The organism is Streptomyces sp. V4I2, from assembly GCF_030817655.1.
GTDB classification, from domain to species: Bacteria; Actinomycetota; Actinomycetes; order Streptomycetales; family Streptomycetaceae; genus Streptomyces; species Streptomyces plumbiresistens.
The window spans coordinates 35,713-62,694 of record NZ_JAUSZM010000004.1 but is presented as its reverse complement, the minus strand read 5'-3'; the positions used below and the strand labels follow the sequence as shown (position 1 = coordinate 62,694).

At 67.7% G+C, this 26,982-nt stretch carries 24 protein-coding genes and 4 pseudogenes; 16 read left to right on the top strand and 12 right to left on the bottom strand.

Translation table 11 applies throughout. From position 1 onward, the window contains the following. Positions 1 to 64: 64 nt before the first annotated feature. Both QFZ76_RS50355 and QFZ76_RS50350 read left to right on the top strand, forming a co-directional pair. Positions 65 to 1,435, top strand: coding sequence for an IS701 family transposase (locus tag QFZ76_RS50355; protein WP_373464597.1), 1,371 nt, complete (start codon positions 65 to 67; stop codon positions 1,433 to 1,435). A gap of 115 nt (positions 1,436 to 1,550) precedes the next feature. Further along, positions 1,551 to 2,593, top strand: a pseudogene (locus tag QFZ76_RS50350) (IS630 family transposase). An 8-nt stretch (positions 2,594 to 2,601) separates the two neighbouring features. Here QFZ76_RS50350 and QFZ76_RS50345 read toward each other — a convergent pair. Then, positions 2,602 to 2,946: a hypothetical protein gene (locus QFZ76_RS50345; protein WP_307680464.1), complete on the bottom strand. Its 345-nt coding sequence runs from the start codon at positions 2,944 to 2,946 to the stop codon at positions 2,602 to 2,604. Between the two features lie 351 nt (positions 2,947 to 3,297). Beyond that, positions 3,298 to 3,429 (bottom strand): annotated as a pseudogene (locus QFZ76_RS50340) (IS5/IS1182 family transposase); the annotation flags it as partial. 18 nt (positions 3,430 to 3,447) lie between these two features. Between QFZ76_RS50340 and QFZ76_RS50335 the strand changes: the two are divergent. From QFZ76_RS50335 to QFZ76_RS50320, 4 genes are all read left to right on the top strand, one after another. Next, on the top strand, positions 3,448 to 3,789 hold the full coding sequence (locus QFZ76_RS50335; protein ID WP_373464596.1) for a hypothetical protein: 342 nt from the start codon (positions 3,448 to 3,450) through the stop codon (positions 3,787 to 3,789). A 418-nt stretch (positions 3,790 to 4,207) separates the two neighbouring features. After that, complete coding sequence (locus QFZ76_RS50330; RefSeq protein WP_307680462.1) at positions 4,208 to 5,233, top strand: IS630 family transposase; 1,026 nt, start codon at positions 4,208 to 4,210, stop codon at positions 5,231 to 5,233. A gap of 91 nt (positions 5,234 to 5,324) precedes the next feature. Then, positions 5,325 to 7,022, top strand: coding sequence for an IS630 family transposase (locus QFZ76_RS50325; protein WP_307680461.1), 1,698 nt, complete (start codon positions 5,325 to 5,327; stop codon positions 7,020 to 7,022). A gap of 367 nt (positions 7,023 to 7,389) precedes the next feature. Continuing rightward, the gene (locus tag QFZ76_RS50320) at positions 7,390 to 7,737 is read left to right on the top strand and encodes a hypothetical protein (RefSeq protein WP_307680460.1); all 348 of its coding nucleotides are present in this window, start codon (positions 7,390 to 7,392) and stop codon (positions 7,735 to 7,737) included. Positions 7,738 to 8,057: 320 nt separating this feature from the next. On the opposite strand, the gene QFZ76_RS50315 is transcribed toward QFZ76_RS50320, so the two are convergent. Beyond that, entirely contained in the window at positions 8,058 to 9,938 is a 1,881-nt protein-coding gene (locus QFZ76_RS50315; RefSeq protein WP_307680459.1) for a DNA/RNA non-specific endonuclease, read from the bottom strand. A gap of 534 nt (positions 9,939 to 10,472) precedes the next feature. On the opposite strand from QFZ76_RS50315, the gene QFZ76_RS50310 reads away from it, so the two are divergent. Together QFZ76_RS50310 and QFZ76_RS50305 are read left to right on the top strand one after the other, a co-directional pair. Then, positions 10,473 to 10,736 (top strand): hypothetical protein, encoded by a 264-nt coding sequence (locus QFZ76_RS50310; protein WP_307680458.1) that lies wholly within the window; start codon positions 10,473 to 10,475, stop codon positions 10,734 to 10,736. Then, the gene (locus QFZ76_RS50305) at positions 10,733 to 11,110 is read left to right on the top strand and encodes a PIN domain-containing protein (protein WP_307680457.1); all 378 of its coding nucleotides are present in this window, start codon (positions 10,733 to 10,735) and stop codon (positions 11,108 to 11,110) included. The genes QFZ76_RS50310 and QFZ76_RS50305 overlap by 4 nt, the downstream gene beginning before the upstream one ends. On the opposite strand, the gene QFZ76_RS50300 is transcribed toward QFZ76_RS50305, so the two are convergent. The 4 genes and pseudogenes from QFZ76_RS50300 to QFZ76_RS50285 all read right to left on the bottom strand — a co-directional run bounded on the left by QFZ76_RS50300 (position 11,091) and on the right by QFZ76_RS50285 (position 12,505). Further along, complete coding sequence (locus QFZ76_RS50300) at positions 11,091 to 11,261, bottom strand: hypothetical protein (protein ID WP_307680456.1); 171 nt, start codon at positions 11,259 to 11,261, stop codon at positions 11,091 to 11,093. The genes QFZ76_RS50305 and QFZ76_RS50300 overlap by 20 nt on opposite strands. A gap of 166 nt (positions 11,262 to 11,427) precedes the next feature. Beyond that, a pseudogene (locus QFZ76_RS50295) lies at positions 11,428 to 11,655 on the bottom strand (ATP-binding cassette domain-containing protein); the annotation flags it as partial. Further along, on the bottom strand, positions 11,652 to 11,996 hold the full coding sequence (locus QFZ76_RS50290) for a transcriptional regulator (protein ID WP_307680455.1): 345 nt from the start codon (positions 11,994 to 11,996) through the stop codon (positions 11,652 to 11,654). The gene QFZ76_RS50290 and the pseudogene QFZ76_RS50295, both read right to left, overlap by 4 nt. Next, complete coding sequence (locus QFZ76_RS50285; RefSeq protein WP_307680454.1) at positions 11,993 to 12,505, bottom strand: hypothetical protein; 513 nt, start codon at positions 12,503 to 12,505, stop codon at positions 11,993 to 11,995. The genes QFZ76_RS50290 and QFZ76_RS50285 overlap by 4 nt, the downstream gene beginning before the upstream one ends. 383 nt (positions 12,506 to 12,888) lie before the next feature. Between QFZ76_RS50285 and QFZ76_RS50280 the strand changes: the two genes are divergently transcribed. From QFZ76_RS50280 to QFZ76_RS50260, 4 genes are all read left to right on the top strand, one after another. Further along, a complete protein-coding gene (locus QFZ76_RS50280; protein ID WP_307680453.1) occupies positions 12,889 to 14,787 on the top strand; it encodes an SMI1/KNR4 family protein in 1,899 nt (632 codons plus the stop codon). A 172-nt stretch (positions 14,788 to 14,959) separates the two neighbouring features. Continuing rightward, complete coding sequence (locus QFZ76_RS50275; RefSeq protein ID WP_307680452.1) at positions 14,960 to 15,430, top strand: hypothetical protein; 471 nt, start codon at positions 14,960 to 14,962, stop codon at positions 15,428 to 15,430. Between the two features lie 458 nt (positions 15,431 to 15,888). Then, positions 15,889 to 16,518: a transposase gene (locus tag QFZ76_RS52145; RefSeq protein WP_373464595.1), complete on the top strand. Its 630-nt coding sequence runs from the start codon at positions 15,889 to 15,891 to the stop codon at positions 16,516 to 16,518. A 184-nt stretch (positions 16,519 to 16,702) separates the two neighbouring features. After that, a complete protein-coding gene (locus QFZ76_RS50260; RefSeq protein ID WP_307680451.1) occupies positions 16,703 to 17,728 on the top strand; it encodes an SCO1860 family LAETG-anchored protein in 1,026 nt (341 codons plus the stop codon). Positions 17,729 to 17,821: 93 nt separating this feature from the next. Here QFZ76_RS50260 and QFZ76_RS50255 read toward each other — a convergent pair. Together QFZ76_RS50255 and QFZ76_RS50250 are read right to left on the bottom strand one after the other, a co-directional pair. Beyond that, positions 17,822 to 18,103, bottom strand: a pseudogene (locus QFZ76_RS50255) (helix-turn-helix domain-containing protein); the annotation flags it as partial. A gap of 153 nt (positions 18,104 to 18,256) precedes the next feature. After that, positions 18,257 to 18,640, bottom strand: a complete 384-nt coding sequence (locus QFZ76_RS50250; protein WP_307680450.1) for a hypothetical protein — start codon at positions 18,638 to 18,640, stop codon at positions 18,257 to 18,259. A 176-nt stretch (positions 18,641 to 18,816) separates the two neighbouring features. On the opposite strand from QFZ76_RS50250, the gene QFZ76_RS50245 reads away from it, so the two are divergent. Both QFZ76_RS50245 and QFZ76_RS50240 read left to right on the top strand, forming a co-directional pair. After that, positions 18,817 to 18,963, top strand: coding sequence for a hypothetical protein (locus QFZ76_RS50245; RefSeq protein WP_307680449.1), 147 nt, complete (start codon positions 18,817 to 18,819; stop codon positions 18,961 to 18,963). A gap of 486 nt (positions 18,964 to 19,449) precedes the next feature. After that, positions 19,450 to 20,484: an IS630 family transposase gene (locus tag QFZ76_RS50240; RefSeq protein WP_307680448.1), complete on the top strand. Its 1,035-nt coding sequence runs from the start codon at positions 19,450 to 19,452 to the stop codon at positions 20,482 to 20,484. Here QFZ76_RS50240 and QFZ76_RS50235 read toward each other — a convergent pair. The 3 genes from QFZ76_RS50235 to QFZ76_RS50225 form a co-directional block, all read right to left on the bottom strand. After that, positions 20,481 to 22,562, bottom strand: a complete 2,082-nt coding sequence (locus QFZ76_RS50235) for a sensor domain-containing diguanylate cyclase (protein ID WP_307680447.1) — start codon at positions 22,560 to 22,562, stop codon at positions 20,481 to 20,483. The two genes, QFZ76_RS50240 and QFZ76_RS50235, sit on opposite strands and share 4 nt — an antisense overlap. 138 nt (positions 22,563 to 22,700) lie before the next feature. Then, positions 22,701 to 23,057 (bottom strand): hypothetical protein, encoded by a 357-nt coding sequence (locus QFZ76_RS50230; protein ID WP_307680446.1) that lies wholly within the window; start codon positions 23,055 to 23,057, stop codon positions 22,701 to 22,703. A gap of 308 nt (positions 23,058 to 23,365) precedes the next feature. After that, entirely contained in the window at positions 23,366 to 23,650 is a 285-nt protein-coding gene (locus QFZ76_RS50225; RefSeq protein WP_307680445.1) for a hypothetical protein, read from the bottom strand. 1,035 nt (positions 23,651 to 24,685) lie between these two features. Here QFZ76_RS50225 and QFZ76_RS50220 point away from each other — a divergent pair. Both QFZ76_RS50220 and QFZ76_RS50215 read left to right on the top strand, forming a co-directional pair. Further along, positions 24,686 to 25,498, top strand: a complete 813-nt coding sequence (locus QFZ76_RS50220) for an alpha/beta fold hydrolase (protein ID WP_307680444.1) — start codon at positions 24,686 to 24,688, stop codon at positions 25,496 to 25,498. Positions 25,499 to 26,602: 1,104 nt separating this feature from the next. Further along, positions 26,603 to 26,950, top strand: a complete 348-nt coding sequence (locus tag QFZ76_RS50215) for a hypothetical protein (protein ID WP_307680443.1) — start codon at positions 26,603 to 26,605, stop codon at positions 26,948 to 26,950. Positions 26,951 to 26,982: the final 32 nt, after the last annotated feature.

Sequence of the window (26,982 nt, the reverse complement as noted above, 5' to 3'; positions counted from 1 at the left end):
GTGTCCGCCTGCGCCGGGTCCGCTGGAAGCGTACGCTGCCAGCTTCGATGATCTCTTCGGGACGTTGGCTCAGCGGCGGGGATTTCGCGAGTACCTGGCCGGCCTGTTGCTGCCGCGGGACCGCAACAAGACGCTGACGTGTCTGGCCGGCACGGAGCCCGTGGTGGGTGCCCAGCATGCGGCGGTGCAGCGCCTGCAGTTCTTCCTGTCCGAGTCGACCTGGGACGGCGAGCAGGTCAATGCCCGCCGCCTGGAGTTGTTGCTGGCCGACCCGGCCACTGCGCCGCATGACGGCGGGGTGCTGGTCATCGACGATTCCGGGGACCGCAAGGACGGCGGCGCGACCGCGCATGTGGGCAAGCAGTACCTGGGCTCGGTCGGGAAGATCGACCGTGGGGTGGTCACGGTGACCACCTGCTGGGCCGACGAACGCCTCTACTACCCGCTGCATGCCGTGCCCTACACCCCCGCCCACCACTTCCCCGGCGGGAAGAATGACCCGGCCTTCCGCACCAAGCTGCAGATCGGGGCCACCCTGGCCCGCGCGGCGAAGACAGCGGGCGTGGTGTTCCGGGCGGTCGTCGCCGACTGCGCCTACGGCGACCACAACACCTTCCGCGCCGAACTGTCCGACGCCCGCCTGCCGTTCGTGATGGCCCTCAAACGCGGCCACGGCACCTGGCAGTACAAGGACGCCTTCCGGCCCGTCGATGCCGCTCGCGAACTGGCCTGGTACGGCCCCGGACAGAGCGGCGACTGGCAGCCGGTGACCCGCACCTTCCGCAACGGACGCACCGCGACCTGGTGGGCCGCCGACGCCCAGCTGGGCTGGTGGGGACCGGACGGCGTGATCCGGCTCGTGGTGGCCACCACCGACCCGGCCACCCTGCCCGAGACGTCCACCTGGTACCTGGCCACCAACCTGCCCCGGCCCGGATCACCCCGTGAGGCGCACAGCCGCCACCCGGCCGCCGATCTCACCGAAGTGGTACGGCTCTACGGGCTGCGGCACTGGGTCGAGCAGAGCTACAAGCAGGTCAAGGACGAGCTCGGCTGGGCCGACTTCCAGGTCCGCTCCGACACCGGCATCCGCCGCCACCAGACCCTCGTGAACTGTGCGTTCAGCTTCTGCTGGAACACCTGGTTCACCCCCGACCCACCCCCGCCCGCTCCGGTCGGCCCACCACCCGGGCCTGACGCACCGTCAGGACCGGCAGAGAGGGGGAGAACCCAGGCCCCAGCAGCCCCGACCGGCCTGCTGGCCCCAAGCCATCCGCGCCGTCCGTGGCTGGCTGATGCCCTGGGCCACGCTGCAACGCTACTGGCGGGCCTGGACGACGGAGCCCCCGCCCACAGCACTACAGGAACTGATCAGCACCGTCGGCACCGGCAGACCCCTGAACCTCTACGTCCGGGCCTAACAAACCACCGCTAGTGTCCTGCGCCAGTAGTTGATCGTTAGTTGTTATGTGACTTCTACTGCTGGTGCGTCAGTTCCTCGTCGGGGCCCCAAGCTGGAGCCGCTGCTGCTGTCCGCTGATGAGCGGGCGATGTTGGAGCGGTGGACGCGTCGGGCGACATCGGCCCAGGCCCTGGCCCTGCGCGCACGGATTGTGCTGGCGTGCGCGGAGCCGGAGGTGCCACCGATCGTCGCGGTCGCCCGGGACCTGCGGGTGAGTGCCGACACGGTGTCCGCGAATGGCGGCGGCGGTTCCTTGCCGACCGCCTGGACGGCCTCGTTGACGAGCCCCGGCCAGGCCGGCCGCCCACCATCAGCGTCGATCAGGTGGAAGCGGTCGTGGTCACCACGCTGGAGCAACTCCCGAAAAACGCCACTCACTGGTCGCGGAAATCGATGGCCGACCACAGCGGCCTGTCGAAGTCCACCGTGGGCCGGATCTGGCGGAAGTTCCAGCTCAAGCCGCATTTGACGGACACGTTCAAGCTGTCGACGGACCCGTTGTTCGTGGAGAAGGTCTATGACGTCGTCGGCCTGTACTTCAACCCGCCCGAGGGCGCGGTGGTGCTGTCGGTGGATGAGAAGTCGCAGATCCAGGCCCTGGACCGGTCGCAGCCGGTGCTGCCGATAATGCCGGGCATGCCCGAGCGGCGTACCCATGACTACGTGCGCAACGGCCTGACGACCTTGTTCGCGGCCTTCGATGTCGCCACCGGCGAGGTCATCAGTGCCCTGCACCGCCGGCACCGGGCAGCGGAGTTCAAGAAGTTCCTGATCAGGATCGACAAGGAGGTGCCGGCGCATCTCCAGATCCACTTGATCTGTGACAACTACGGCACCCACAAGACTCCCGCGATCAAGGCGTGGCTGGCCAAGCACCCGCGGTTCCACATGCACTTCACTCCGACCGGCTCCTCCTGGATCAACCAGGTCGAGCGGTGGTTCGGGTTCTTGGCCGACCAGATGATCCGCCGGGGTGCACACAAGAACGTCCAGGCCTTGGAAGCCGACATCCGCAAGTGGGTCAAGGACTGGAACGAAGACCCCAAGCCGTTCATCTGGACCAAGACAGCCGAGGAAATTCTGGACTCCCTGGCCCGCTTCTGCCGACGGATCTCTGGCGCAGGACACTAGTCGCCTGTTCAGTAGTACATGAACGTTGGGATCAGGCCGCCGCCGCTGGCATTCGGTATCGTTACCAGCCCGCCAGCGCCGACGCCTCTGCTGTTCGCGACTTTGACCACGTCGTAGACCGATCCGTAGTTGCCCATCCAGTGCCACGAGGGGTCAGCCTTCTGAGCCTTACAGGCGTTGCCAAGCTTGATGCCTTCCTGGGCAGTGAGAACTTGGTCAGCCCGCGGCATGTAGCAGCTGGCGTTCGGCGTTGTCGGCGCCTTTGGCGCGGGTGCGGCGGGAGCCGGAATCGCCAGGCCGATCAGCAATGCCGCGGGCGCGGCCGCGATGGCGAGGGTGCGAAGTCGGTTCATGGTTGACCTCCCTAGCTAGATCTCTCAGAGCACGCTGATCGAAAAGCCGTACACTTGCGCGGCCAGGACTCGTCTGCGCTACCACCCGACCATGCATGGCGCATGAAGCGGCAAAGAGGTGCTTGTTCACAAGCCGCGTGGGTAGAGGCCCTAAGCCGTCTTCCTTGAGCATTCGCCGCCCCCGTTCCGGTGACATTGGTCTTGGGTGAAACAGGTGCTGCGTAAGCGTTGCCAATGCGTCCACGCCACGTCGTCGGCGCAGGATGAGGCCCCTGGCGGAGGTGGAAAAGAAGGCGAGCAGCGGGTTTTGACGTTCGTGTGGTTGCGGCGCCCCTAACTTAAGACGGTGTCCTATGTGGTGAGGCGGACGTATCGCTTGTAGCAGCAGATTGCTGCGGCGAGTCCGGGAAAGGCCAGGTAGTTGCGGGGATTGCGTTCATAGCGGGGGCTGAGTCGGCGGTAGCCGGACAGCCACGAGATGGTCCACCGGGGTCATCGCCGGTGCCGTCATGCCCGGCGCTGGCAACGGACGGTAACCTCGATCTTCACCAGTACGGGCTTTACAACACTGCCTCCGCGTGGGTAGGGACCAGCACTCGGGCAAACCTGGCCGCAATGTTCCCGCAGAGCGCCAAACGCAGCACCTGGGTCTATGAGATCGACACCCCAGGAACTGGCATCAGCATGAACAAGGCGATGGGAATGGGTTATGTGTTCCGAGCGGAGAGGGAGATCGTTTTCCCTGGTGGAATCGACCCAACTCGCATCGTGAGAGCCGTTCGCTGGTCGTGGGGGATGCCGACCAAGGAAGTGATCGAGAACCCGGGATACGTGCCGCAATGAAGCAGACAAAGGTACAGGTTCGTCTACAAGGCGGCCGCGAAGAAGTATGGGTCATTCACTACACGGAGGAACCGCCATGGACGGTGAAGATCACGTCTGTAGACGGGGAGTCCTTCACTGATCGGGGGGATAACCTATTCTCGGCATTGCAGCAAGTCCGACGGACACTCGACTCTCGTCAGGTCCTGCTGTGCTGCAACGGCGCGCGTGCCAACGCGAGGCCTTCGGGGCGAGCTCCGAGCGCGGCGCAGAACTCGTCTACCTAATCCCCAGGGGGCGTCCAGCCAGTACTAGTGTCTCGTGATCCTGTTCGTGGAACCTGAGGCTAGCTGGCTCGTTGAGTTCAATATGGATCTCTCCTCTGAACAGATGGCGGAACTGCGGGAGTTGGCGGGGTAGCGGGGATGTTCCGTCAGATGTGGCGCTTCGTGCACGGATCGTGTTGTGGTCCGGCGAGGGGCGGCGGAGCAAGGACATCGCCGAGCTCGCCGGTGTGGCGCCGCTGACGGTGGACCGCTGCAGGGCCCGTTATGCCGAGCGGGGCCTTGCCGGTTTGGAGGACAAGCGCCGTGGCGGGCCGCGTACCCAGGTTCCGCCGCGCGTGCGGGCTCGGGTGATCGCTTTGACGAGGATGTCCCCGCCGGCGGAATCGGGCCTGTCGCACTGGTCGACGCGGACGCTGGCCGACCATCTGAAGCGGCGGGAGGGCACCTCGGTGTCGTGGCATTACATCGCCCGGGTCTGGCGTGAGGAGAATCTGAAGCCGCACCGCTCTGGCACTTTCAAGATCTCGAAAGATCCGGCGTTCGCGGCGAAGGTCGCCGATGTCGTCGGTTTGTACCTGGCCCCGCCGGGCGGCGCCGTGGTGCTGTCGGTCGACGAGAAGACGCAGGTGCAGGCCCTGGACCGGACCCAACCGGTGCTGCCGGTGGCCTTCGCGGCCACGGAGAAGCGCACCCACGACTATGTGCGGCACGGCACCACGAACCTGTTCGCCGCACTGAACGTCACGACCGGTGAAGTGCTGGGCGAGTGCAAGCCGAACCGGAGCGGGGCGACCTTCCTGGCGTTCATGAAGAAGGCCGTCAAGCCGCATGCGGGGAAGGAAATCCATGTTGTCCTGGACAATCTCTCCACGCACACCACTCCGGACGTGAAGGCTTGGCTGGCGAAAAACCCGCACGTCCGCTTCCATTTCACCCCCGTCGGGTCCTCGTGGTTGAACCAGATCGAGATCTGGTTCGGGATCATCACCCGGCAGTCCATCCGCCGAGGCACGTTCGCGAGCGTCAACGTCCTGGTCAAACAGATCCGCGACTACATCAACTCCTGGAACGAGAACGCGGAACCCTTCACATGGACCGCCACCGCGGACGAGATCCTCGCCAAAGTCAGACTCGTCCAGACTACGGTGAAGAAACTCGTCAAAAACAACTCGAAGTAACGCAATCAGGATCACGAGACACTAGTGTCTCGTGATCCCGTCCGCGTTACGTGATCTTGCGTGTCTCGTTGGTGCTGGCATGGAGCTTTCCGTGGAACAGGCCGCCGAGTTGCGGGAGTTGGCGAATTGCCGTGATGTGCCTGCAGATTTGGCGACGCGGGCCCGGATCGTGCTGTGGTCGGGTGAGGGGCGGCGGCGCAAGGACATTGCCGAGTTGCTCGGGGTGTCGCTGCCGACCGTGGACCGCTGGAAGACCCGTTATGCCCAGCGCGGGCTGGCCGGGCTGGAAGGCGATCGCCCCGGTGGGGCCCGGGATCAAGTGCCGGCACGGGTACGGGCGCGGGTGATTGCTCTGACGCGTATGACACCGCCGGCTTGCACCGGGCTTTCGCACTGGTCGACGCGCGAGTTGGCGAAGTACCTGAAGCGGACCGAGAACATCACCGTGTCCTGGCATTACATCGCGCGGATCTGGCGCGAGGAGCAGCTCAAGCCGCACCGTCACGGCACCTTCAAGATTTCCAAGGACCCCGCGTTCGCGGAGAAAGTCGCCGATGTGGTCGGGCTCTACCTCGCTCCGCCCGGTGGGGCGGTCGTGCTCTCGATCGACGAGAAGACGCAGATCCAGGCGCTGGACCGGACCCAGCCGGTACTGCCGGTCGCCTTCGCGGCCACCGAGAAGCGCACCCACGACTACGTGCGGCACGGCACCACGAACCTGTTCGCCGCCCTCAACGTCGGCACCGGCGAAGTCATCGGCGAGTGCAAGCCGAGCCGGAACGGACAGAACTTCCTGGCGTTTTTGAAGAAGGCGGTGAAGCCGCATGCGGGGAAGGAGATCCACGTCGTCCTGGACAACCTCGGCCGCTGCGGCGAATCGAGCAGTTCCTCGACGAGCGCGACGACGACGTTGAAGATGCACTTGCCGCCCACGCCGGATTCACCCCTGCTTGCGAGGCGTTCAGCCCCGCCGCATGACAATCCCCTGCCGTCCTCCTTGTGGCTAGTTTCTGGAATCACGGCCGAGGATCGATCACAGATCGGCGGCGTCGATCCAGCAGATCGTCGCCACCAGGTCCCGGGCTGGGCTGGTGGCTTCGGCTGCGAGCAGGGCCCACTCCTGGCATTCGGCGACGATCTGCGGCCAAGGCTTGCCGCGGTCGATGTCCCAGTCGATGTCCGGTCCGTGTCCTCCATAAGCTCCGCTGTCGCCCTTGATCTGCCAGACCTGGAAGGAGAGCACCGCCTGCCCGTGGCCGGCGAGGTCCTCGATGGCTTCGGCGAGATGGGCCGTCGGCCATGCAGGACCCAACTCCGGAACCGGATGCCGCAGCGCGGCGGCCCGGGCCGGAAGCACGACATCGCGGGCGCCGAGCTCGGTGAGCGCCCAACGCAGCGCTCCGCCTTCACAGTCATCGGGGGGCTCCCCCCGCTGTCGGAAGGCTTCATAGGCCTGCAGCAGGCGCGGCACAGCACGCTGGATTCCAAGATCGGCCAGGGCTTCGGCGGCCCACTGCCGGACCACGCTGTTGTCGCTGCCCAGCATGCCAGTGAGGGCGTCCCCGGGACGCGGATCTCCCAGCGCGGTGAAGACCTCAATGGCACACAGCTGCCCGAACGAGCCCAACCCCGGTGCTGCTGCGATCAACTGGTCCAGCACCTGCGGCCCCAAGGCGATCAGCGCATGCTGCGCGTTCTCGGCCGCCTCACCCGAATCCGCATCCAGCTCACCGACCCGCCGAGCGATCACATCCTCCATGGGCGTCGAGTCTGGCCCGCGGATATCTGACACGCCAGCGAAATATCCCGGCCCCGCGAGTCCGCCTCGTGCACCCCCGCTAAGCCGCGCACAAACCTGCCCGACCTTCTCTGCACGCCGTCCAACCCCGCCTTGACTGCTTGACAAGCATCATTGGGAATCAGTCACAGTCACGGACTCCTACGCGACGGATTCATGCAGTTCAGAGCCCATCCGGTCAGATCGACGGTCGGTAAAGCGTAGGAAGCCATTCGCGCATCGTAGAGCCGCGCCCACGCCCCGGGCCGTCGAACGGGGGCCGCTCACTCAAAGTGGGTGCCCCCGAGCGCCGTCCTCCCGCGAAGGGCATGAAGGAGGACCAGGAGGAGGCTGCGGTCTTCGCCGTCCGCTCGCGGAGGTGCTTGAACTTGTCGCGGGCCGCTATACGTTCTGGGCCCGCGAACTCAAGCCAGAAGCGGTGGCAGACGATCAGGGTGGCGAGTTCGACTTCCCGTGCGCGCAGCTTGCCGATGCGCTGCTGGTCCGCTGGATCCCAGCCGGGGGAGTCGAGGCGGGAGGAGGCCCGTCAGGCATCGTGGGTCGTCCACGCGGGCAGCGGCGCGACGAACCAGGGCTGCTTCTTGAGCAGGGCCTTCAGTTCGTCTCATACCGCATCGAGCTCGTCCTGGGCCTCGATGAGATCCTTCGGGAAGTCGTACGTCGTCTCGTCTTCCGCCACCCGATAACAGTACTGCCGTTCGAATGATCGGCAGGGATACGGCACCGCGCCGCGCGGACGCTGCCGTACGGGCAGGCGAGAGGAACCGGTCCAGGAACGCGCCGCCCAAGGATGCGGCGTCATCGTGCCGAAGCGGGTGCCGATCCACCCGATCGTCTCGACCTTCCAGTCCAGCTGCACGGCCGGCCCAGCACGGTTCCGTTGCCGCCCCGCTCGCGTACAGCCCTCAGCGGCCGCCCGACTGATCCACACGCAGACCAGCGAAGGTCTCCACTCACAACCGCTCAGCCCTTAATACCTCAGACACACAAGGGTGATGCTCGGTTCACGGCCTTGTGCAACGCGCTTCAGTCCCACTGAATGTCGGCGAGGCGCTCCAATGGTGTGCGGTCGGCTAGGGCTTCGGGTACGACCAGGGTGTCGCCCTTGTGCAGGGTGGCAGGGAAGAGCAGCTGGGTGCGCTCCTGGAGCTCGCTGAGGCTGACCTGGAAGACGCGGAACTCATCCAGGTCCAGAGCCTCGAGCTGATTGAGGTTCTGGGTGAGCAGGAACGCCTTGGCTTTCAGCACTCCCTGCTCGGTGAAGGTGATGACCTTCCAGAACTCGCGAGGGATCTTCAGCCTGCGGAAGACACGGTCGTCGTCCTGGAAGACGGGCCCGCCGAAGACGCTGACCTTGAGATCGTCGACCTCGACGTCGTCGAAGACGGCGTCCTCCAGGCGGCCCCACAGCCCGTTTTTGGAGCTCTGGTTAAAGTCGTCCATCTGCGGGGTGATGTTGGTGTAGAAGAACGAGTCCGTGTTGGCCTTCTTGGCTTCCGGCAGGCTGCCCCACAGCAGGTCGGCGCGGCGGGCGATGTGGCCACGGTCGAGGCGGTTGTTCTCATACAGTTCGTTGCCCACCTGAGCGGAGGCGGGCAGCCGCGGATCCTTGACGAACGGGATTCCGTTGCGGCTGAGTTTCTTCAGGGAGCCGCCGTTGATGTTCCAGGCCACCCAGAACGGGAAGCGGCGCTTCTTGCTCAACGTGAGCGAGAAGTGGGTGTAGGGGATGACCTCCGAGCCGTCGAGGAGGACCGCGTCCCGGACCAGGTCGGCGTCCAGCTGCGGGACCTCGATGCGCTCGCCGAGGAAGTCGGGGTCGTAGCCGACGATGCTTTCGATGTCTTCAGGCGCGGGCGGCGTCAGGCTGATCTCGAGCTTCTCGAACACCGAGGTCGAAAGGCAGGCCAGGGCGTGCTCGTCGGGGTCGCTCTTGCCCTCGCCGGCGAAGTGCAGCCCGGCCATGACCGTGCCGGGGCGGCCGTTGCCCTGTTTGAACATCCAGGTCGCGCCGGAGTCGCCGGGCTTGCTGATCTCCCCATCAGCGGGCAGGTGGGCGGGGTCGAGACCGATCTCGAAACAGCCGATGGTCTTCACACCGATGTGGCCGCCGTAGTTGATTTTGGCGACAGTGTCGATGCGGCGGACGATGCCGTGGGTGACCGAGGTGGTCCGCCCGCTCTTGACCACCTTGTCGTCGAGCTCCGGCTCCCCCAGCTTGCTGGGTGCCACTCCGAGGTCGAAAATCTCCTGGCGGAAGGCGCGGTCCTCGATCGTGGCGACCGCGCAGTCACCGCCCAACCCCAGGTGGGAGCGCCTGAGCACGCCGAGGCGGTTACGGCGCACGCGGTTGTCGTCGTGCGGGCCGGGCTGCGCGACCGCATCGCCCAGCGCACCGTCCGGACCATGCAGCACGTGCCAGTTGCTGAGCACGTACGGGGTGCCGTCCGACTGGTCGAAGACGATGCAGCCGATCGTGCCTGCCCCCGGCGGCTCAGAGCTGGCAAGGCCCACACTCACGCCCGGCTCGATCGTGTCCAGCCGCCTCTTGCGGGCCGGGCTTTCGACCTCCGCCACCGAACGGAAGTCAGGCTTGTAGCTGCGCTCGATCACGTCGGTGGGCACCTCGATGCCGTCCACCGTGATCGTCCCAGGGATTGGCGTGGTGCCCAGCGCCTCCAACGCCTCCGGCTCGGCCTTGCTCGCCACCGTGAACTGCAGCACGACCTGCTTGCCCCGCCTGCCGCCGGTGACCTTGCGGCCGATGCCGACGGAGGTGACGTTCGGATCCTCCAGCAGCTCCGCGCCACGGGCGCGGACATAGCGGCGCAGGGAACCGATCAGCATTTCCTCGGAGGGTCCGTTGCGCTTGGACGGCGAGGCGGTCTTCTTGGGCTTTGTAGCCATGATGGATTGTCCCTTCACCAAAGTGACGGCATAGGCGCAGCGCTCCGCGACTCGGGATGACATCCGGGGCGTGGGCACTCAAAAAGCTGCCCCATTGTCACATATAGTAGCTATTTAGTCACTTTATGTGTATGAGAATCGCGGCGTCCCGCTCCATGGCAGGAGGCAGGTGACTGACGAAGCCCAACCTCCAGCCACCACACTCCGCATTGCAGCGGACTCCTTCGCCTGCCGCCGCGCGGCCATCCCGGCTACTCAGCCGCTCGACCAGCCGTTCCCGGCACCCTCCGGAAGCCGACATCGTCGTCCGCCACCTCGTTGCCGCCGGCAATGCGGCTCAAGCCCGGCCTGGAACGTCCCGCTCAGCCTTCACTCCGAGGACGACTTCACCAGCCGCGAAGAAGCGCAGCCGGACGTCGCGGCGGCGCAGCCGCTGGCACAGCAGCTCATCGGTACGTAGGGGAGGCTCCACCGCGTCGTGGTCGCGTTTTGGCGGCCCCCCGCAGGTGTTCTACTGGCGGTAGAGTAGTTGTTATGGGAGAGCAAGACACCAGCATCAAGACGACCAAGGACGTCCGCGACCGCCTGCGGATCCTGGCCAGTGAGCGCGGCACCACCATGAACGAGCTCCTGACGGAGCTGGTCACGCGTGAGCTGACCGAAGAGGAGAAGGAGCAGCGCGCGCAGCAGGCTCTCGAAGAGGTCCGACAGACGACCGGTGTGACTGTCTCCGACGACGCGCGCGCCCGGGCCCGATCCTTCCTGCAGAACCTCGGACGGGAGCACCACGCCGCGTGATCCGCGTCCTGCTTGACCACACCTGCATCCAGGCGCTCGCCGACGGCGACGAATTCCTCAATGGCCTGTACGTCGAGGCCAGCTACGGCTACGCCGAGATCGTGGTGCCCGCTATGTCGGCCACGGTCGCCGAGCGCAAGAAGCCCGGCGTCGGCCAGCATGTCCTGGGCCGCCGCTTCACGACGGTCGACGACTTCACCGGCGCCCACGCCCTGGTGGCTGGGGCGTGGAAGCAGGCAGACTGGCGAATTCTGCACCCCGCAGCCTCTGTGATGGTGGCCCGGCAGACCGGCCAAGACTCCACCCTCCTGTCGCTGGATCCTGACCTGTACGCCGGCACCGGCGTCAGCCCGCTCAACCCGATGAGCCCCTGACACCGCCGTCCCGTTGTTCGCACCAGCGTCGGATGCTCATACCTCGCGCGTGGTCGCCCGCTGCGGCGATGGAGTCGATCTTGGCCAATGCGGTCCAGTCCGAGGCTTCTGTGCGGCGCACCACCAGCGCGCCGGGGTTCTCAAGCTCCATGGGGTGCATCGTGGCAGCTGCGTGGGCGGGGTGCTCACCTATTGAGTTCGGCGGGGCTTGCTGCCCTTCTTGTGGTGGGCGCGGCGCGTGTAGGCCTCGCCAGTGGCCAGGACGCGTCCCACGTCGTGGCGTGGCGCCGACCGGCGGTTCTTGGAGCCGGGCGGCCAGGATCCGTAGCGAGGACGCTCACCTCCCCGCCGGAGCGCTGCCGGAAGCCCTCCAGGATCTCGACGGTGGTGGTCTTCCCCGCGCCGTTGGGCCCGAGCAGCGGGAAGACCTCGCCGCGATGGATGTCCAGATCGACGCCGCGCAGGACGTCGACATCGCCGTACGCCATGGTCAGATCGCGTACCTGGATCACGGGCTGGACGTCGGTGCGCCCGAACGGCGTCATCGGCCCGCCTCCGCGTGGGGCTGCTGTTGTGCCGCCCCGGTCGCGGGTCCGGCGCTGTCGACGATGGCCCGGAGTGCCGCCACATGTCCCTCGAAGGCGGTGCGACCGCGGTCCGTCAGCCGTACCTTCGTACGGCGGTTGCGGCCGCCGCCCTCCTTCTGGGTCTCCAGATATCCGGCTCCCTCCAAGGTGTGCAGCTGCTTGGAGAGCGCGGAGTCGCTGAGCGAGAGGCTGTCGCGGACGAACGCGAAGTCCGCCCACTCGGTGGCGGCGAGCAGCGCGACCACCGACAGTCGGGTGGCGGGGTGGATCAGCTCGTCGAAGCCGGCGGGGGTGCTCATCGGCCAGCCTCCTCGTCGGCCGCCGGTTCGCCGCCGCTCCGCACCGAGTCGGCCGCCCAGCGGTTGGCGGGACCGAGGGAGAGCAGGTACACGGCCACCGCGGTCGTGGCCTGGATGGGGCCGGCGTAGATCGGCTCCAGTGGCTCGGTCAGGTGGTCCGACAGCACGATCGTCCCGCCGACCAGCACCGCCACCGCACCGAACGCGGCCCACATACGCCCGGGGCAGCGAGTGCGGTGCAGTTGCATCCGGCTCCTGCGGCTGCTCATCACGACCAGCACGCTCAACAGGCCGGCGTAGGCGGCCACGAACAGTCCGACGCCCCACTGGGGCAGGTCCATGCCCACGCCGGCAAGGAACACCCACATGAGCGCGGCCGTGCCGTAGGTCATGCCGCGCCCGCCGGACACGGAGCGCTCGAACTCGTCGTACACCCGCTCCTGCGGCACTCGGATGCGCTGGAGATCCTTCCATGCCTGTTCGGCATCCACCGGCATGTTCACGGCCATCGCCTTCCCGTCCCCGAATACTTTCCTGCCAGGAAAGTTACTCTTGGCTTTCCTGATAGGCAAGTCGGAGGTTTGCCGGTACTGGGAGGCCGGAGCCGCGACGGTTACGACTGTCAGGCCACGGTCACCAGCCGCTCGTCCCGCCGCTCCCACGGCATGAAGCGCACCCGCGGATGCCCGTGGTTCCAGCCGACAGTCTCAGGCCTCTTGCCCGACGGGACAGACGAGAGCCCTCCTTGCTCGGGTTGACGAACGGCAAAGGCCACGGGGGACCGGTCTCGCATCAATGACCTTGGCCTGAACCGCTGGCCGGCGTGGCCCGCGGTCGCGGCAGATGAGAACGAGGCGCCACCGTTGTCGGTGCCGGATGACACCATCCGGCCATGAGTAGCGAATCTTTCAACTGGCATGAGTTCCTGGGCCGGTGGCAGGAGGAGTGGGTTCCGCGCCCGGACGCAGACGAGGACGAGGACGGTGAGCAGACCCTCGTCCGCCTGGGCAGGTCCGGGGCGGACGAGGCGGCGATCGCCGCGGCCGAGGAGCGGCTGGGGCGGCGGCTGCCCCTCTCGTACCGGGGGTTCCTGGCCGTGAGCGACGGGTGGCACGTCGACCAGACGGCCGGGATCTATCAGCTCGGCGGCACCTCGGACATCGACTGGTTCCAGGATCCATACGACATGACCCAGCTGTATGAGCAGAATCTGGGCGACAATCCGCGCGAGGAGGACGTCCTGCTGGCCGGGATGTGGCAGCGGGCGCTACGGCTGGAGACGGACTCCGACATGTCGTACGCCCTGCTCGACCCTGGTGACAGTGACCAGCACGGTGAGTGGGCGCTCTACGTCTACAAGGGCTGGAGCGGTGAACTGCCGGACCGTTACCCGTCGTTCCGCGCATACATGGAGGCCATGTACCGCGGCTTCCACTCCGACCGGGTGGAGAGACCCGACTTCGTGAACGCGACCACACGCGCCCAGGACGCCCATGTGGAGGAGGCCCGCCTGCTGGCCCTGCGCGGACGGTACGAGGAGGCCATGCCACTGCTCGAGGAGGCGCTGTCCTTCGGAAGGCCGCGAAGCGCCGTCCTGCTGAACCAGCTCCAGCATCTGCTGGCTCCGAGCGGCTCCCGGGATTACGGCAACCTGGTGGCCGACCCGTGCTACCTGCCCGAGATTCTGCCTGTGGAGGCCATGACGCCGGCGCGCGGCGAATGGCGGCTGGGCGGGGACGATCACTGGCTCGGGATGATGACCGCCCGCGGGGCCGCCCGGAAGACCGCCGAGGCCGTACTGAGCGCGATGCGGGACGGCACTCATCGCTACGCGCCTCCCGGTCCATGGGGCCGGGCCGTCGCCGAGGCCCGGGAGTCTGCCCGCTGGGGGGCGGCCGATGCCGCGTGGCGGGTGCTGCGGGACGCGCTCCCGCTGTGGGAGGCGCCGGGGCCCTTGCTGATCGCCCCGGTCGGCGTGCTCGCCGATCCGGTCCTGGGGCCGCTGATCACTCCTGAGCGTGGGCGGGAAATCCTCGCGACACCGCGGGCCGGGGAGGCGGGACCCGCTCCCGAGCCGGTGCCCGATCTCGATCCGCCGGGCCTCGCCTGGCTGACGGAGCCTGCGGCGAACCGGCGGCCCTTCGACGGATACCGCTGTGTCTGGGTCGAGGGGATCGAGCCCGCCCGCCTGCCCGCCCTGATCGGCGAGGAAGGCGCAGAACTGAGCGCGCCCGTGGATCCGCAGAGGGCTTCCTGGCGGGCACCCAAGCCCCACGAGCGGGAGGGCGTGGAGCTCTGGGAGGACCGGGCCGTCGTCGCCGTCGGCCGCACGGGTGAAGGGTGGGCCTTCGCCTTCGACGGCCACTCCCACCACTACCTGAACGAGCTGTTCCTGTCTCCCGCCGCGGCCGCTTCCTCGTCTGGCCGCGCGGTGGTGGTGTGGTCCGACCCGAGGCGCTCGTCCCCGGGCGAGCACCCCGCCGCGTTCCATCTGTCGGTGGCTGAACATGGCGAGGAGCTCTACGCCTTCACGGTGCGGGGTATGGAGATCCAGCGCTCCGGGGCGATACCCGAGGCCCTGGACCCCGCACGGCTGTTCCGCCCGAAGGACACTGAGCTGGACAATGAACTGCGTGTGTTGGAGGCCCTGCACATCGAACTCGGGCTCTCGCTCCCCCGCTTCGCGCTGGCCCACGGCAGGCTCCGCACCTTCACCACCCGGTCCTGGACCCGGGCGCCACGCGCGGGCGAGGGCTTCGCCTATGTCACTTTCGTGCGGCACTGGTCCTGAACGCGGGCGGGCCCGCACCCCCGTGGAAGGCGGAAACCAGCGGGTTCGAGGGATCTGGAGGGTGCTCCGGCGAGAACCCGCTGGGGGCGTGATGGTCCTGGCGGGGGTACCGCGCGGGTTCACGTCCGCCATCTGGGACAAGATGGGGCCTCCGATCTGGAGGGGGGTTGGGATGGGTTACAGCCTGCAAGCAGTGATCGCTGACGGGGAGGCGCTGCGTGCCGCGGCGCGGGACTTGCCTGCTGCTCGGCTGGCGTCGATCGGACAGAGCCTGTCGCTGATGCTGATGACAGACGCCCTGTTCGATTCCGTCGCGGACGGCAGCGGTGTCGGCGTGTTGGGGTTCTGGCGGTTGCCGGGAGACTTCGAGAAGGCTCTCGCTGCCTGGTCAGCCGGTGGGCCGCTGGCCTACGTGGAAGCTGAGTACTTCGGCGGCGTGGGCGAGCAGCGAGCTGCCGTGTGGGATAGCGGCACTGTCGTGCTGGGACCGCTCCACGTGGAGGAGGGCCAGCCCTTTCCGCCTGCTGGCAGTCCGATCTCCCAAGCGCTGCGGCGGTTGGGCGTAGTGGCAGGCGCCGGCGAGGACGAGTTCTCAGCTGTGGGGTTGGACCGGCATCGACACGGCGAGGCGTGGATTGCCTGACGCGCGACTTCGAACAGGCGAGCGTGTCCGCGATAGTCGCTGCCGATTCGGCCATGCGCCTCGCCTGGACAAGGGCTGGGGCAACACCTTGGACTCGGTCGACAACGACCGCAGATCCCGGCCCTCGTTGCAGCCGCACCCAAGACCGCCGGCAACGCACCGCCCAGTACCTCCTGACGGCGCGACTGGAGCTGTGCTCGAGCAGGCTGTGGCCCGCGCCCGCAGACGCCCGGGCTCGCGCCCTGAGGCTTCTCGGCTGCCTGACCTCGCCGCCTGTCCTGTCGATAGTGGCGCGGCGGGGGCGAGTAGGGGAAGGGCCCTGCTGGTCGTGATGCGACCAGCAGGGCCCAATCGCCCGGGATCCAGGTCTCCACTCGTCACGGGCTCAGGAGTCACTGCTCTCCCCAGGTTGGCGTGGCCAGCATATGAATGCTGGTTAGCCCCAAGGCAGTTTCGGAGTGTTCGCCGCCTACGCCACCAGCTCCGGCCGGGTTCTGGTGGACCGGGAGCTCTACCTGCCAAAGTCATGGACATCCGACCGGCAGCGGCGCTGGGCGGCAAAGATCCCTGACCAGCGAGGCTTTGCCAGCAAGGGCGAGCTGGCCCGGGACATCGTCCGCCGCTGGATCGCCGCGGGCCTGCCCGCCGCATGGGTCACCGCCGACGAGGCATACGGTCAGGACTGGCATTTCCGCCGCCTGCTCGAACAGCTCGACCTCAACTACGTCGTCGCCGTGCCCAAGTCACAGCAGATCAAGTCGCTTGCTGGGATCTGGCGCATCAACCAGCTCATCGAGCAGGCCCTCCGAGCCGGCATTGGCGACGTAGGCGCGGGTGCCGTCCGGGGTGACCGCCACGCCAACCGGGCTAAGAACTCCTACCGTAAACACCTGCGGCGCGACCCGCGTCCGGCCCTGCATGTGCAGGATGGGGACGTGTGGTCGTTCGCTGTCGCCGAGGGCGAGGCCGAGGATCCCGAGGTGACGACGGTTCCTGGCGACGCGGTCGACCACTGTCCATGCAGAACGGCGTTAGGGCCGGGGCCGGTTGACGGCAACGAGTTAGCAGGCCCAGAAGTTGCGCGGTAGGCAAGGAGTGGGTGAGGAAACCGCACGTTGGGGTGATCGGCTGTCGGATTGTCGCACGACCGGCATCCGGGCGGCCATGATCTGCGGGTCGAGGCCGTCGGCGGACACGCTGCAGCGAGCACCGTAGCGCCGACGGCTCCATGTCTCTGTGGGGGTTTCTCAGTTGTACACGAATGTCTTCAGCATGCCCGCACGCCCAGCCGCTCTCCTGAGCGTCTCGGCTCTGGCGATCGGCGGCGCACTGGCCGCCGGCCCGGCCTATGCCGTACCCGCGGACGAACACTCCGGCTCCGCCGGCAAGGCGACCGCCGTCGCGGCGCGCGCCGACCTCGGCATCTCCGTGGAGGGCGTCGGCGACGTTGCGGTGAAAAAGGCACTCAGCGACCTGAGCGCGCCCGGGGACGCGCAGCAGACGCTGCTCACCGCCGAGGTGAACGGTGCGAACAAGGGGCAGCCCACAACGCTGGTCAAGGCCAAGGTCGCGCATTCCAGCGTCACAGCGGACGCGCACCGGTCGGTGGGCGACGTCAAGCTCGTCGGCCTACGAGCCTACGCACCCGGCCTGCCCGACAACCCGCTGCTGAGCGCTGACCTTCTGACGGCCACGGCCTCCTGCGAGACGGGCAAGAAACCGACCGCGAAGGCCGCGCTGGCGGACAACGTGACCGTCCTGGGCAAGCCGATCCCTGTCAACGGGCCCGGCGACCAGCACGTCGAGGTGCCGGGCGTCGGCACCGTCGACCTCGTCCTGGAGAACGCGACCACGACGGACAGCACCGGGGCTGCCACCGCGCTTCGGCTGAAGTACACAGTGACCCCAGCCAAGCTGGGCGTGGTGAAGGCATCCGGGGAGATCGTGCTCGCCGAGGCCACCTGCGCAATGCCGAGCGCCTCCGGCGCCGACCATGATGGTTCGGACGGTAATGGTTCGCACGGTGACGGATCCGGCAGCGGCGTGGCCGAAGGCGGCTCGTCCGACGGCCAGTCCTCCGCCGAGTCCGCCGGCTCGAAGAGTGCCGAGGGCGCCGAGAACGCTGTCGCCGCAGGCAATCAGCCCAACACCCAGACCGGCGACGACGGCTTGAACCTTGCTGAGACCGGCGGCAACTCCGCCACACCCGTCATCGCCGGCGCGGGCGGGGCGCTCATCCTCGGTGGCGCCGCGGCCGTGTACCTGATGCGTCGCCGCCGCACCACTCAGAACAACTGACGCGGGACCGGTCGCGGGCGGCGCTCCCGCTCGGGGCCGGGGCCGGACCTCGTTGAGCCCATCGCGGCCCGGACCTGCGGCGGCGATGGGCACCAGCCCGCGCTTGCCCAGCTCGTGAACGATCCGGCGGGCGCCCCAGCGTGGGTAGGAGCGGCGCAGTTCGCAGACCAGGGCCTCGACCTGGGCAGGCACCTGGTGCGGCGAGACGTGCGGTCGGCGTGACCTGTCCACCAGCGCGTCCAGCCCGCCGGCGTGGTACCGCTCGACCCAGGAGGGGTACACCGACTGCCGCGACGCACCGAATTGGCGGGCCACCTGAGCGACCGGCGCTCCGTCCAGCACCTGGAGCACCGCCCGGTAGCGATGCTCGGCCATCCACCGTCGGTCATCCACCAGCTCCGGCTCACGCGCTTCCGTCACTGAAGGACCAACGAGCCACGGCCGTCCAGGGTGTGCCGAGACCGTCAAGAGTGCCGTGGAACCGTCCAGGATCAACCGGGACAGAACTGTCCAACAACCCGTGGGACTTCACACTACGGGGAGAACGAAATGGCCGTTGACAGTCTCCGCGTGACACGGACAGGAGCACTGGGCGTCGCAGAATTTGCACCGGCCAGGGCGCTTCTGCCCCTGCATACCTGTCATCGACTGGCAGTAGGCGTGCTCGCCATGCAGACACCCCGTCGACACGTATTCGTGCACATTGCCTTGGTCCGGCTGGCCAATGCGACGCAGCTCGAGCTCGACCCACGTGAGGGCGCCGGCGCCTGCCATGGTGCACACCACCAAGATCAGCCACGCCACCCGTCGGCTCCCCGGTTCGTGTGACCACACGTAGGGGATCAGCACCGTCGCCAAGAGACCGATCGCCCAGAGCGCGATCAGCAGTCCGAACCGCTTCACCAAGTCCATGCGTCCCCTCCCGATGTGGTGACCGAAGCCCGGATCTCGGAGCTGCGGGCAGAGGCCAGTAGGCGCAGCAGGACAGGCTATGGCGTGCACGGCGGGCGAGCCGACGGGCCGCCGCGCCCCGGCGTTCCTAAGGTCACCCACGGCGGCTTGCTGCGGTCGCGGCGAGGTGCGCCGCCGTGCTGGACTCCCTCAGCCGCGCGGCATCCGAGGACGGTCGGGCGCTGCGCCTTGCCCTGGACGACGTCCTGGATCTGGCCGTGGCGCCGGGCGGGCCGCCGGGCTGGGGACACCGACAGCGCGGCGGCTGGATGACGAAGAGGTGATCGTACGGCTGTGCCAGCGCAGCCTGAGCGGCTCCGCACTTGACGACGGCCCGCTTGAGTCCGTCAAGCGGCCGGGGCTCGATGCGGTGGGACCTGCCTGTGTCGGCGGTCGCAGCACGGTATCTGGGGGAGTGTCAGTGCCCTGGGCTACCGTTCTGCTGTCCTGAGGGACTGCTTTCGGCTCTCTCCGACCGCTGGGCAAGCCACCCTCAGCGGGTGCTTGCCCAGCCCCGCCCCGGACAGAGAGGCGTGTGATGCGATCCTTCGACGCCGGCGACAGTCGTACGACGCGACGTGCACCGCAGCGGCCGCGTGTGGGGCGAACAAGATTCCGGTCGGCGCAGTCCGTTTCCGGGGCCACGCGAGGCTAGTGTCCTGCGCCAGTAGTTGATCGTTAGTTGTTATGTGACTTCTACTGCTGGTGCGTCAGTTCCTCGTCGGGGCCCCAAGCTGGAGCCGCTGCTGCTGTCCGCTGATGAGCGGGCGATGTTGGAGCGGTGGACGCGTCGGGCGACATCGGCCCAGGCCCTGCGCGCACGGATTGTGCTGGCGTGCGCGGAGCCGGAGGTGCCACCGATCGTCGCGGTCGCCCGGGACCTGCGGGTGAGTGCCGACACGGTCCGCAAATGGCGGCGGCGGTTCCTTGCCGACCGCCTGGACGGCCTCGTTGACGAGCCCCGGCCAGGCCGGCCGCCCACCATCAGCGTCGATCAGGTGGAAGCGGTCGTGGTCACCACGCTGGAGCAACTCCCGAAAAACGCCACTCACTGGTCGCGGAAATCGATGGCCGACCACAGCGGCCTGTCGAAGTCCACCGTGGGCCGGATCTGGCGGAAGTTCCAGCTCAAGCCGCATTTGACGGACACGTTCAAGCTGTCGACGGACCCGTTGTTCGTGGAGAAGGTCTATGACGTCGTCGGCCTGTACTTCAACCCGCCCGAGGGCGCGGTGGTGCTGTCGGTGGATGAGAAGTCGCAGATCCAGGCCCTGGACCGGTCGCAGCCGGTGCTGCCGATAATGCCGGGCATGCCCGAGCGGCGTACCCATGACTACGTGCGCAACGGCCTGACGACCTTGTTCGCGGCCTTCGATGTCGCCACCGGCGAGGTCATCAGTGCCCTGCACCGCCGGCACCGGGCAGCGGAGTTCAAGAAGTTCCTGATCAGGATCGACAAGGAGGTGCCGGCGCATCTCCAGATCCACTTGATCTGTGACAACTACGGCACCCACAAGACTCCCGCGATCAAGGCGTGGCTGGCCAAGCACCCGCGGTTCCACATGCACTTCACTCCGACCGGCTCCTCCTGGATCAACCAGGTCGAGCGGTGGTTCGGGTTCTTGGCCGACCAGATGATCCGCCGGGGTGCACACAAGAACGTCCAGGCCTTGGAAGCCGACATCCGCAAGTGGGTCAAGGACTGGAACGAAGACCCCAAGCCGTTCATCTGGACCAAGACAGCCGAGGAAATTCTGGACTCCCTGGCCCGCTTCTGCCGACGGATCTCTGGCGCAGGACACTAGAGCGCGTCGTGGTGTTCGCCGTGTGGAAGCCCCGGTCTCCACGCGATGGGCGTGCTGCGGTCGCCTTGATGGGCTGGCGGCGGGTCTTGCGCAGCCGGTTCCTCTGACGCCTGGAGAGGAATGGCCGCGTGGTGGGCCTCGGGTGACGGACTGTGGTCGTTTTGGCGGGGTTGGGGGATGTGCATGCGGATGCGTGCTTTGCCTGCTCTTTTGGCCTCGTACATGGCTTTGTCGGCTTGGTGGAGGAGTTCGTCCGGTGTGACGCCGGGGAGGGCTACTGTCATGCCGATGGAGGCCGAGACGAGCGCCTCCTTGCCGGCGATCTCGTAGGGTTGTGCCAGGGCGGACAGGATTCGCTCGGCGACGTCTCTGGCACGGGAGGGGTGTGTCCCGGCCTCTCCCTCCAGAAGGGCGGCGAACTCGTCACCGCCGAGGCGGGCTACGGTGTCTTCGGCCCGTACGGATGCCTGGAGCCGACGGGCGGCGTGGACCAGGAGAGCGTCGCCGACCGCGTGTCCGGCCGAGTCGTTGACGGCCTTGAAGCCGTCCAGGTCCACGAAGAGCACTGTGGGTGGGGCTGTGCGAGTGGTCCGTTTCCGCAGGGCGTGCGCGACCCGGTCGGCGAAGAGGGCCCGGTTGGGCAGTCCGGTGAGCGCGTCGTGGAAGGCCAGGTGCTCGAGTTGTTCCTGCAGGGCGAGCCGTTCGGTCACATCGCGACTGCTGAAGATCATTCCTTCGGTGTGGTGGCTGACTGTCGATTCGACGTGGCGCCAGCGTCCGTCGGCGTGGCGGACCCGGCAGGACACGCGGCGGCCCGGGCCCCGGATGCCTGATGCGGCTTCCTGCCCCAGCGCCTCGACTGCTTGCATCAGCGGCGTCACGTCGTCGGGGTGGCAGTGCAGGGGCAGGCGGGTACCCAGCAGGTCTTCGGGCTGGTAGCCGAAGACGTGGTGAGCGGCAGGACTGACGTAGCGGACGCGGCCGTCCGGGCTGACGATGGTGATCACGTCGCGAGTGCCGTCGACCAGGGTGCGGTAAAGCGCCTCCCGGGTGGTGGCTTCGCGGGTGATATGAAGGTGATCGGCATGGATGATGCCCTGCCGGATACCAAGCGCGACAAGCAGCGAGCCTGCCAGGACCATGAGGGCCATGTCAGTGTGGCCGCCGACCATGGTGTGGGCTGCCAGGGCCAGGGCGCAGACGGCCACGGGCACGAAAGCGGCCACGACTGCGACGACGGGCATGAGGTGTTGGCCGACGTCCACGACGCTGGTGCCTCCGGGCAGCCATGGAGTCACGGCGATGAGGAGCAGGCCGGTGATCGAGCAGGCCGCCGCGCAAGGAATGCCGTACCAGGTGCCGGGGCCCGGCATGAGGATGCGCAGCATGTCGCCTGCGGACAAAGCGACGAGGGCCAGGGCACCCACCGTTGTCGATGTGCGCTCAGGACGCTTCAGTGCGAAGCGCAGTGCCACCAGAAGTCCGAAGACCACGATGTCCGTCACCACGCGTGCCAGATCCTGCAAAGAACCGAACGCATCGCCGCTTCGGTCGGCGCGATGCAGCAGCAGCACCCAGCCCAGAGTGAGCAGGGAGCCGGCGATCATCCATCCGTCCAGGACTCGCCGCAGCCAGACCAGCGTCGTGCCGCGGTCCACAACCGCGATCACCAGTCCGGCGACCGCCACCACCAGAGACAAGACGATTCCGGTAACCGCCAGCAGCCGGAGGACGAAGTGCACGGCCCCAACGGGCTCCCCTCGAGAGGAAGAAAGCTGACCGACCACGAGATGGTGAAGGCCACCCGCTGCCGCAGAACCCGCAAAGAGTACGAGGCGAAGACGCACCCGTCCGGCGGCCGCCCTGGCACGCCCAAGCAGGGACAGGACGGCCAGACCATACGCAGCCGGCACTCCCGCAACGGCCGGGACGAACAGCGCCGCCGCCGCGCCCGCACTCACAGCGGCGGCAAGCACACATCCCAGCCACAATGTCCTGCCCCGCCCACAGACCGCCGATCGCCAGCCGATACGAACGGCGCGCAACCAGCCCCACCAGCCGGCCTTGCCCAGCCTCACGCAACCCCCGACAGTCATCAAGCCCAAAGAGGGCAGGCACACCGTGTCCGGTCTGCTCCAGTCGAGAAGAGGATAAGAGGATGTCTAACGGATATCCCCGTGAAAGGTAGTAGGTTCACCTGAAGAACCGATTTGCCCCTATGGCGACAGTGCGGCGGTGGCGACGCGCAGCGGAAGGTGCACCGTGGTGCGGTAAGCGCACCGGGCTCGGTGACCAGCTGCTCCCCTGGTTGGTCCCTGCTCTGCCGCGTCCAGGGCACGGTCCACATCAAACTGCGGCGCGTCGCCCGCCGGTGCTTCCTCGCAGTCCGGTGCGTGCAGGACCGGCCGGGCCGCACCGCGGCCGTCGCGCAGCTTCGCAAGCACCAACCCTGAAGGCTGGCGCTCCCCGAGGACCTCACGGACCGCCGACTGCGGCGACCGCTCCAGCTTCTCGGTGACGACCTGGTCGTAGTCGACGCCGTCGACCGGCCGTGCGTGGTCGGGAGCGCGCACCCATACTCGGTACTCCGCCGCCTCCACGCCGCCGTCCAACTGGTGGAGAGGCCGTATCCCGAGGGTGCGCTATTCGCCGCTTGAGGGTTGAGGAACCGACGGACGCCCCTTCGCCCTTCGGCAGAGGGCCGCGACTGCGGGTGAGGGGACGTGACCAGGCAAAATCAGCGGGCCAGGTAAATGGTCCCGGCGGACCCTCGGCTGACGAAGACGGGTCGCCGGGCAGTTCTTTCGGTGTCTGCGGCCGCCAGAGGATGAGTCGCCCACCTTCCTTCGCGGGGTCGCACTCGGGCCTGTTTCACTGCATGTCAGGGCTGTGGCGTGTCACCGAACGGGGGGTTTCCGCTTCCGGTGATTCTCAGCTCGCTCGAGCCGAGCCGGCCGCCGCCGGTGACGGTGAAGGGGCCTTCCCGGTCCTCCTCCGTTCGGAGGATCAGGTCGTCAGTCCGGCGAATGGTCCATGCATCGGCCGTGGTCCTGGTGTGGAGGGTGCCGATCCACCTTGTGTGGCCGGAGCAGGCGTGTTCCTGGCCGCCGAAGGGGTCGGAGACCAGCGCCTTGTACTCCGTGAAGGACACCAGTTGAGCGCTCACCTCGTATGGGACTCCATCGGCGATCACGCGCGCCGGTCCGTTGTATTTGCCCATGACGGCCACAGTTACAGCAGGGCGGTATGCGCGGGCACGGACACGCCCCGCGGCCAGGACGGCCGCCCCCTGGCCATCACCCGCCTGGCCGAGCATTCAATGGACAGTCACATCGGCTTCGGTGGAATCGTCCAGGGATCGCGTCCACTAGCGGGTGCCATGCCGCGGGTGGGCGACCTGGTCGTTTTATGCGTGCAGGGCAGACCTGGCACGGGGGGAACCGGTCTGCACCTGCACGTTGAAGCCCGCTGCCCCCTCCACAGAGGGCGGGCTCCATGACCCTCATGATCGGGTCATTGTCTACAGCGCGTTGCGGCGCCGATGTGTCACAGGGGGAGCGCGGTGCCCGGCAGGCAGTCCTGCGTTTGAAAGGTTGGCGGTCACCGGGTGGAGGCCTTCGTGGGCCTGGTCTTGTTCTCGGCTGGCTTCTGGACCGGCGCAGCGCTGTGCTGTTGTGGGTGACGGTGGGCGTCGGTGCGGGATTCGGCGTTGCGGTGTCCGTCGGTCGGATGCCGGCGTGCGACGTGCACTATTCGGAGGGTGCGCGTTCGGCGGGTGGGTTGAAGGAGCGGACGCTATGCGCCTCGGTGGCGGTAGCCGACGTCGAGGCCCGCTCGTAGGGACTGTCCTGCCGCGTGGTGTAGCGATCGGCGCCCGCCGGGGGTGTGTGTGGTGTTCCACGGATGGGGGATAGCCGGCTGGCTGGAGGGGTGTGCGGCTTGGAGGATGAGGTGCGGGGCGCTGCCCTTGGCTTCCGGTCCGGTTTGTGATGATCGTGGAGGGTCGGCGTGCTGGGTGCGGCTGGCAGGGCGGTCTCGGCGTGTGCCTGTTCCTGGTTCGGTCGGGGTTTGTGTCGTGGGTGATGCCCCGGTGCAGGCCGGCGCCCGAACACCGGCTGCACCAGACGTGGGTGGCAGGCAGCTGTCCCCGGGGGTACGGCCCGTCAGGGTCGATGCGGACGGCGTCGCACTGTCTGGGTTGATGAGTGAGCCTGCGGATGGTTGTGCGCGTGCGGTGATCGTTGCGTTGCACGGCGGGGGGATGAATGCCGGCTATTTCGATGGTCAGGCGCACCCGGATGTGTCGTTGCTGGCGCTGGGTGCGCGTTTGGGCTATACGGTGCTGGCCCTGGACCGTCCCGGCTACGGTGCGTCAGTTGGCCGTTTACCCCGGGGGCAGAGACTGACCGCGCAGGCCGCGACCGTGCGGGCCGCCATAGCCGCGTTCACCGCCCGCCACGCATCCGGTGCCGGCACCTTGTTGCTGGGTCATTCCTTCGGGGCCAAGGTCGCCTTTGCCGCCGCCGCTGACTGGGGCGTGCGGGAGTTGCTGGGCGTGGATGTCTCGGGGTGTGGTCGCAGGCTCGCGGTGAATCCCGGCCTGGTCGGCTGTGAGGCGGGCTTGGGACTGCGGCGGTTGAACTGGGGGCCGCTGGACTCCTATCCACTGCAGACATTCCAGGTGAGCCAGCCGGTGGTGGCACCGATGCCTGCGCATGAGGTCGGCACGGTGGCGGGCTGGACGCGGCTGTCGGCTGTGATCCTGCCGCGCGTTCGCGTCCCGGTCCGGCTGACCTTCGCCGAGCACGAGGCCTGGTGGCGCCACGACGATGAGGCGATCGCGGATCTGACCGCGCGGCTGTCCGCTGCCCCGCGCATCGTCGTCGACCGCCTGCCTCATGCCGGCCACAACATCAGCCTTGGCTGGACCGCCCGCGCCTACCACCTCAAAGCCCTGGCGTTCGCCGAAGAATGCCTCGCCCACGCACGCCTGACGTCACCCCGGTCATCCTGACCTCGGCACCCGAAGCACGACACCGGCCAGGGCCGGATACGCCGGCCGACGGGCAGCATGCGCAGTCATGAGACGGTCCAGACCCGGAACGACCGCGCCGTAGCAGGAGGGGTTTCACGCGGCCCGCGCAGCGGATCCTTCTCGATGGGCGGGCAAGGTCGCAGGACTGGCATCAGGCGCTGATCTGCTGGCCTGGAGAGCTGCAAGTGGTCGTCCAACAGGGTGACAACAGGGTGGGCAGGCGGCGCGGGCTCTCGCCGAGGGGGGTGAGGCAGGGCAGGCTGCTGGCGTGTCCCGTGCGCTGCTTCGGCTGGGGAAGAAGAGATTGAGATCGAGGCTTGTTCTCGGGGCGTTCGCTTGGGCTGGAGGGCCGCTGCGGGGTGGTGTCAGGTGAGGTGGCCACGCGGCTGGCTGCTGCCCTGCACCACGGCGACGACATGCGGATCCGCCTCCTTCCTGGAGGGCAGGAGCGGCGATCCGTGCCGCTCAGGTGCACGGTGAGGACCGGGAGTTGCGTCGAGGTGCTCGTTCTGGGCGAGGGAATGGATCCGTCGCGTGAATAGGGGCCGGGCCGTTTCCCGAGCGAGGGTTGGCCACCTGCCCCGTTGCGGAGGCCGGACAGGGGGATGCGGGACGCTGCCCGGCGTCCAAGCCTGCCACCGAACCCCGGACGGAGGGAGGCGTGAACACGCATTGCTCGTGATGGTGGTGTGCGCTGTCCTCGCCGGCGCTGGTGGCGTGCTGGCGCTGCTGCGAGTGTTCAAGGGGTGCTGGGATCCGACCGGGCGACGGCGCCGCGGCCGCAGCCGGCGTCGGCATGCCCGGCGCCCGCATCGTTCACGCCGAACCCCGGCCGCACCTGGCAGCAGGCGCATGAGGCGCTGTGCAGGGCGGCACAGACGGGCGCACTGGGCGGTAAGGCGGCTCGGGCACACGGCAGCTGCCGGAGTGGGCCTGCCGGCGGCAACGGGCAAACACAAGTCCCGCGGAAACTGATGGCTACTTGCGAGTAGGCGGTCAGGCGGGTGGTGCTGTGTGTCGGCCGTCCAGGCAGTGGGGCGTGTCCGTGCCTCTGCATGCCGCCCTGCTGTCACCGTGTTGGTCATGGGGAGCTACGCCGGGCCGGCACGCGTGATCGCCGATGGAGTCCCGTACGAAGTGAGCGCGCAGCTGGTGTCCTTCAAGGAGTACAAGGTGCTGGTCGCCGACCCCTTCGGCGGTCAGGGGCATCTGTATGGCACCGAGCCGAGGTGGATCGGCATCATCCACGCCAGGACCCCGTCCGAGGCATGGTCCATGAGCCAGGCCGACTCTTTGGTCATCAGGACGGAGGAGGGACGGGAGGGCTGCTTTACCGTGACGCGCGGCGGTGACCTCTGCTCGAGTGAGCTGCAGATCGCCGGCAGCGGTAGCGCCCCGTTCGATGACGAGGCAGGCGCTGATCTCATGTGAAGCAGGACCCGTTACGCAGGGGCGCCTCGCCG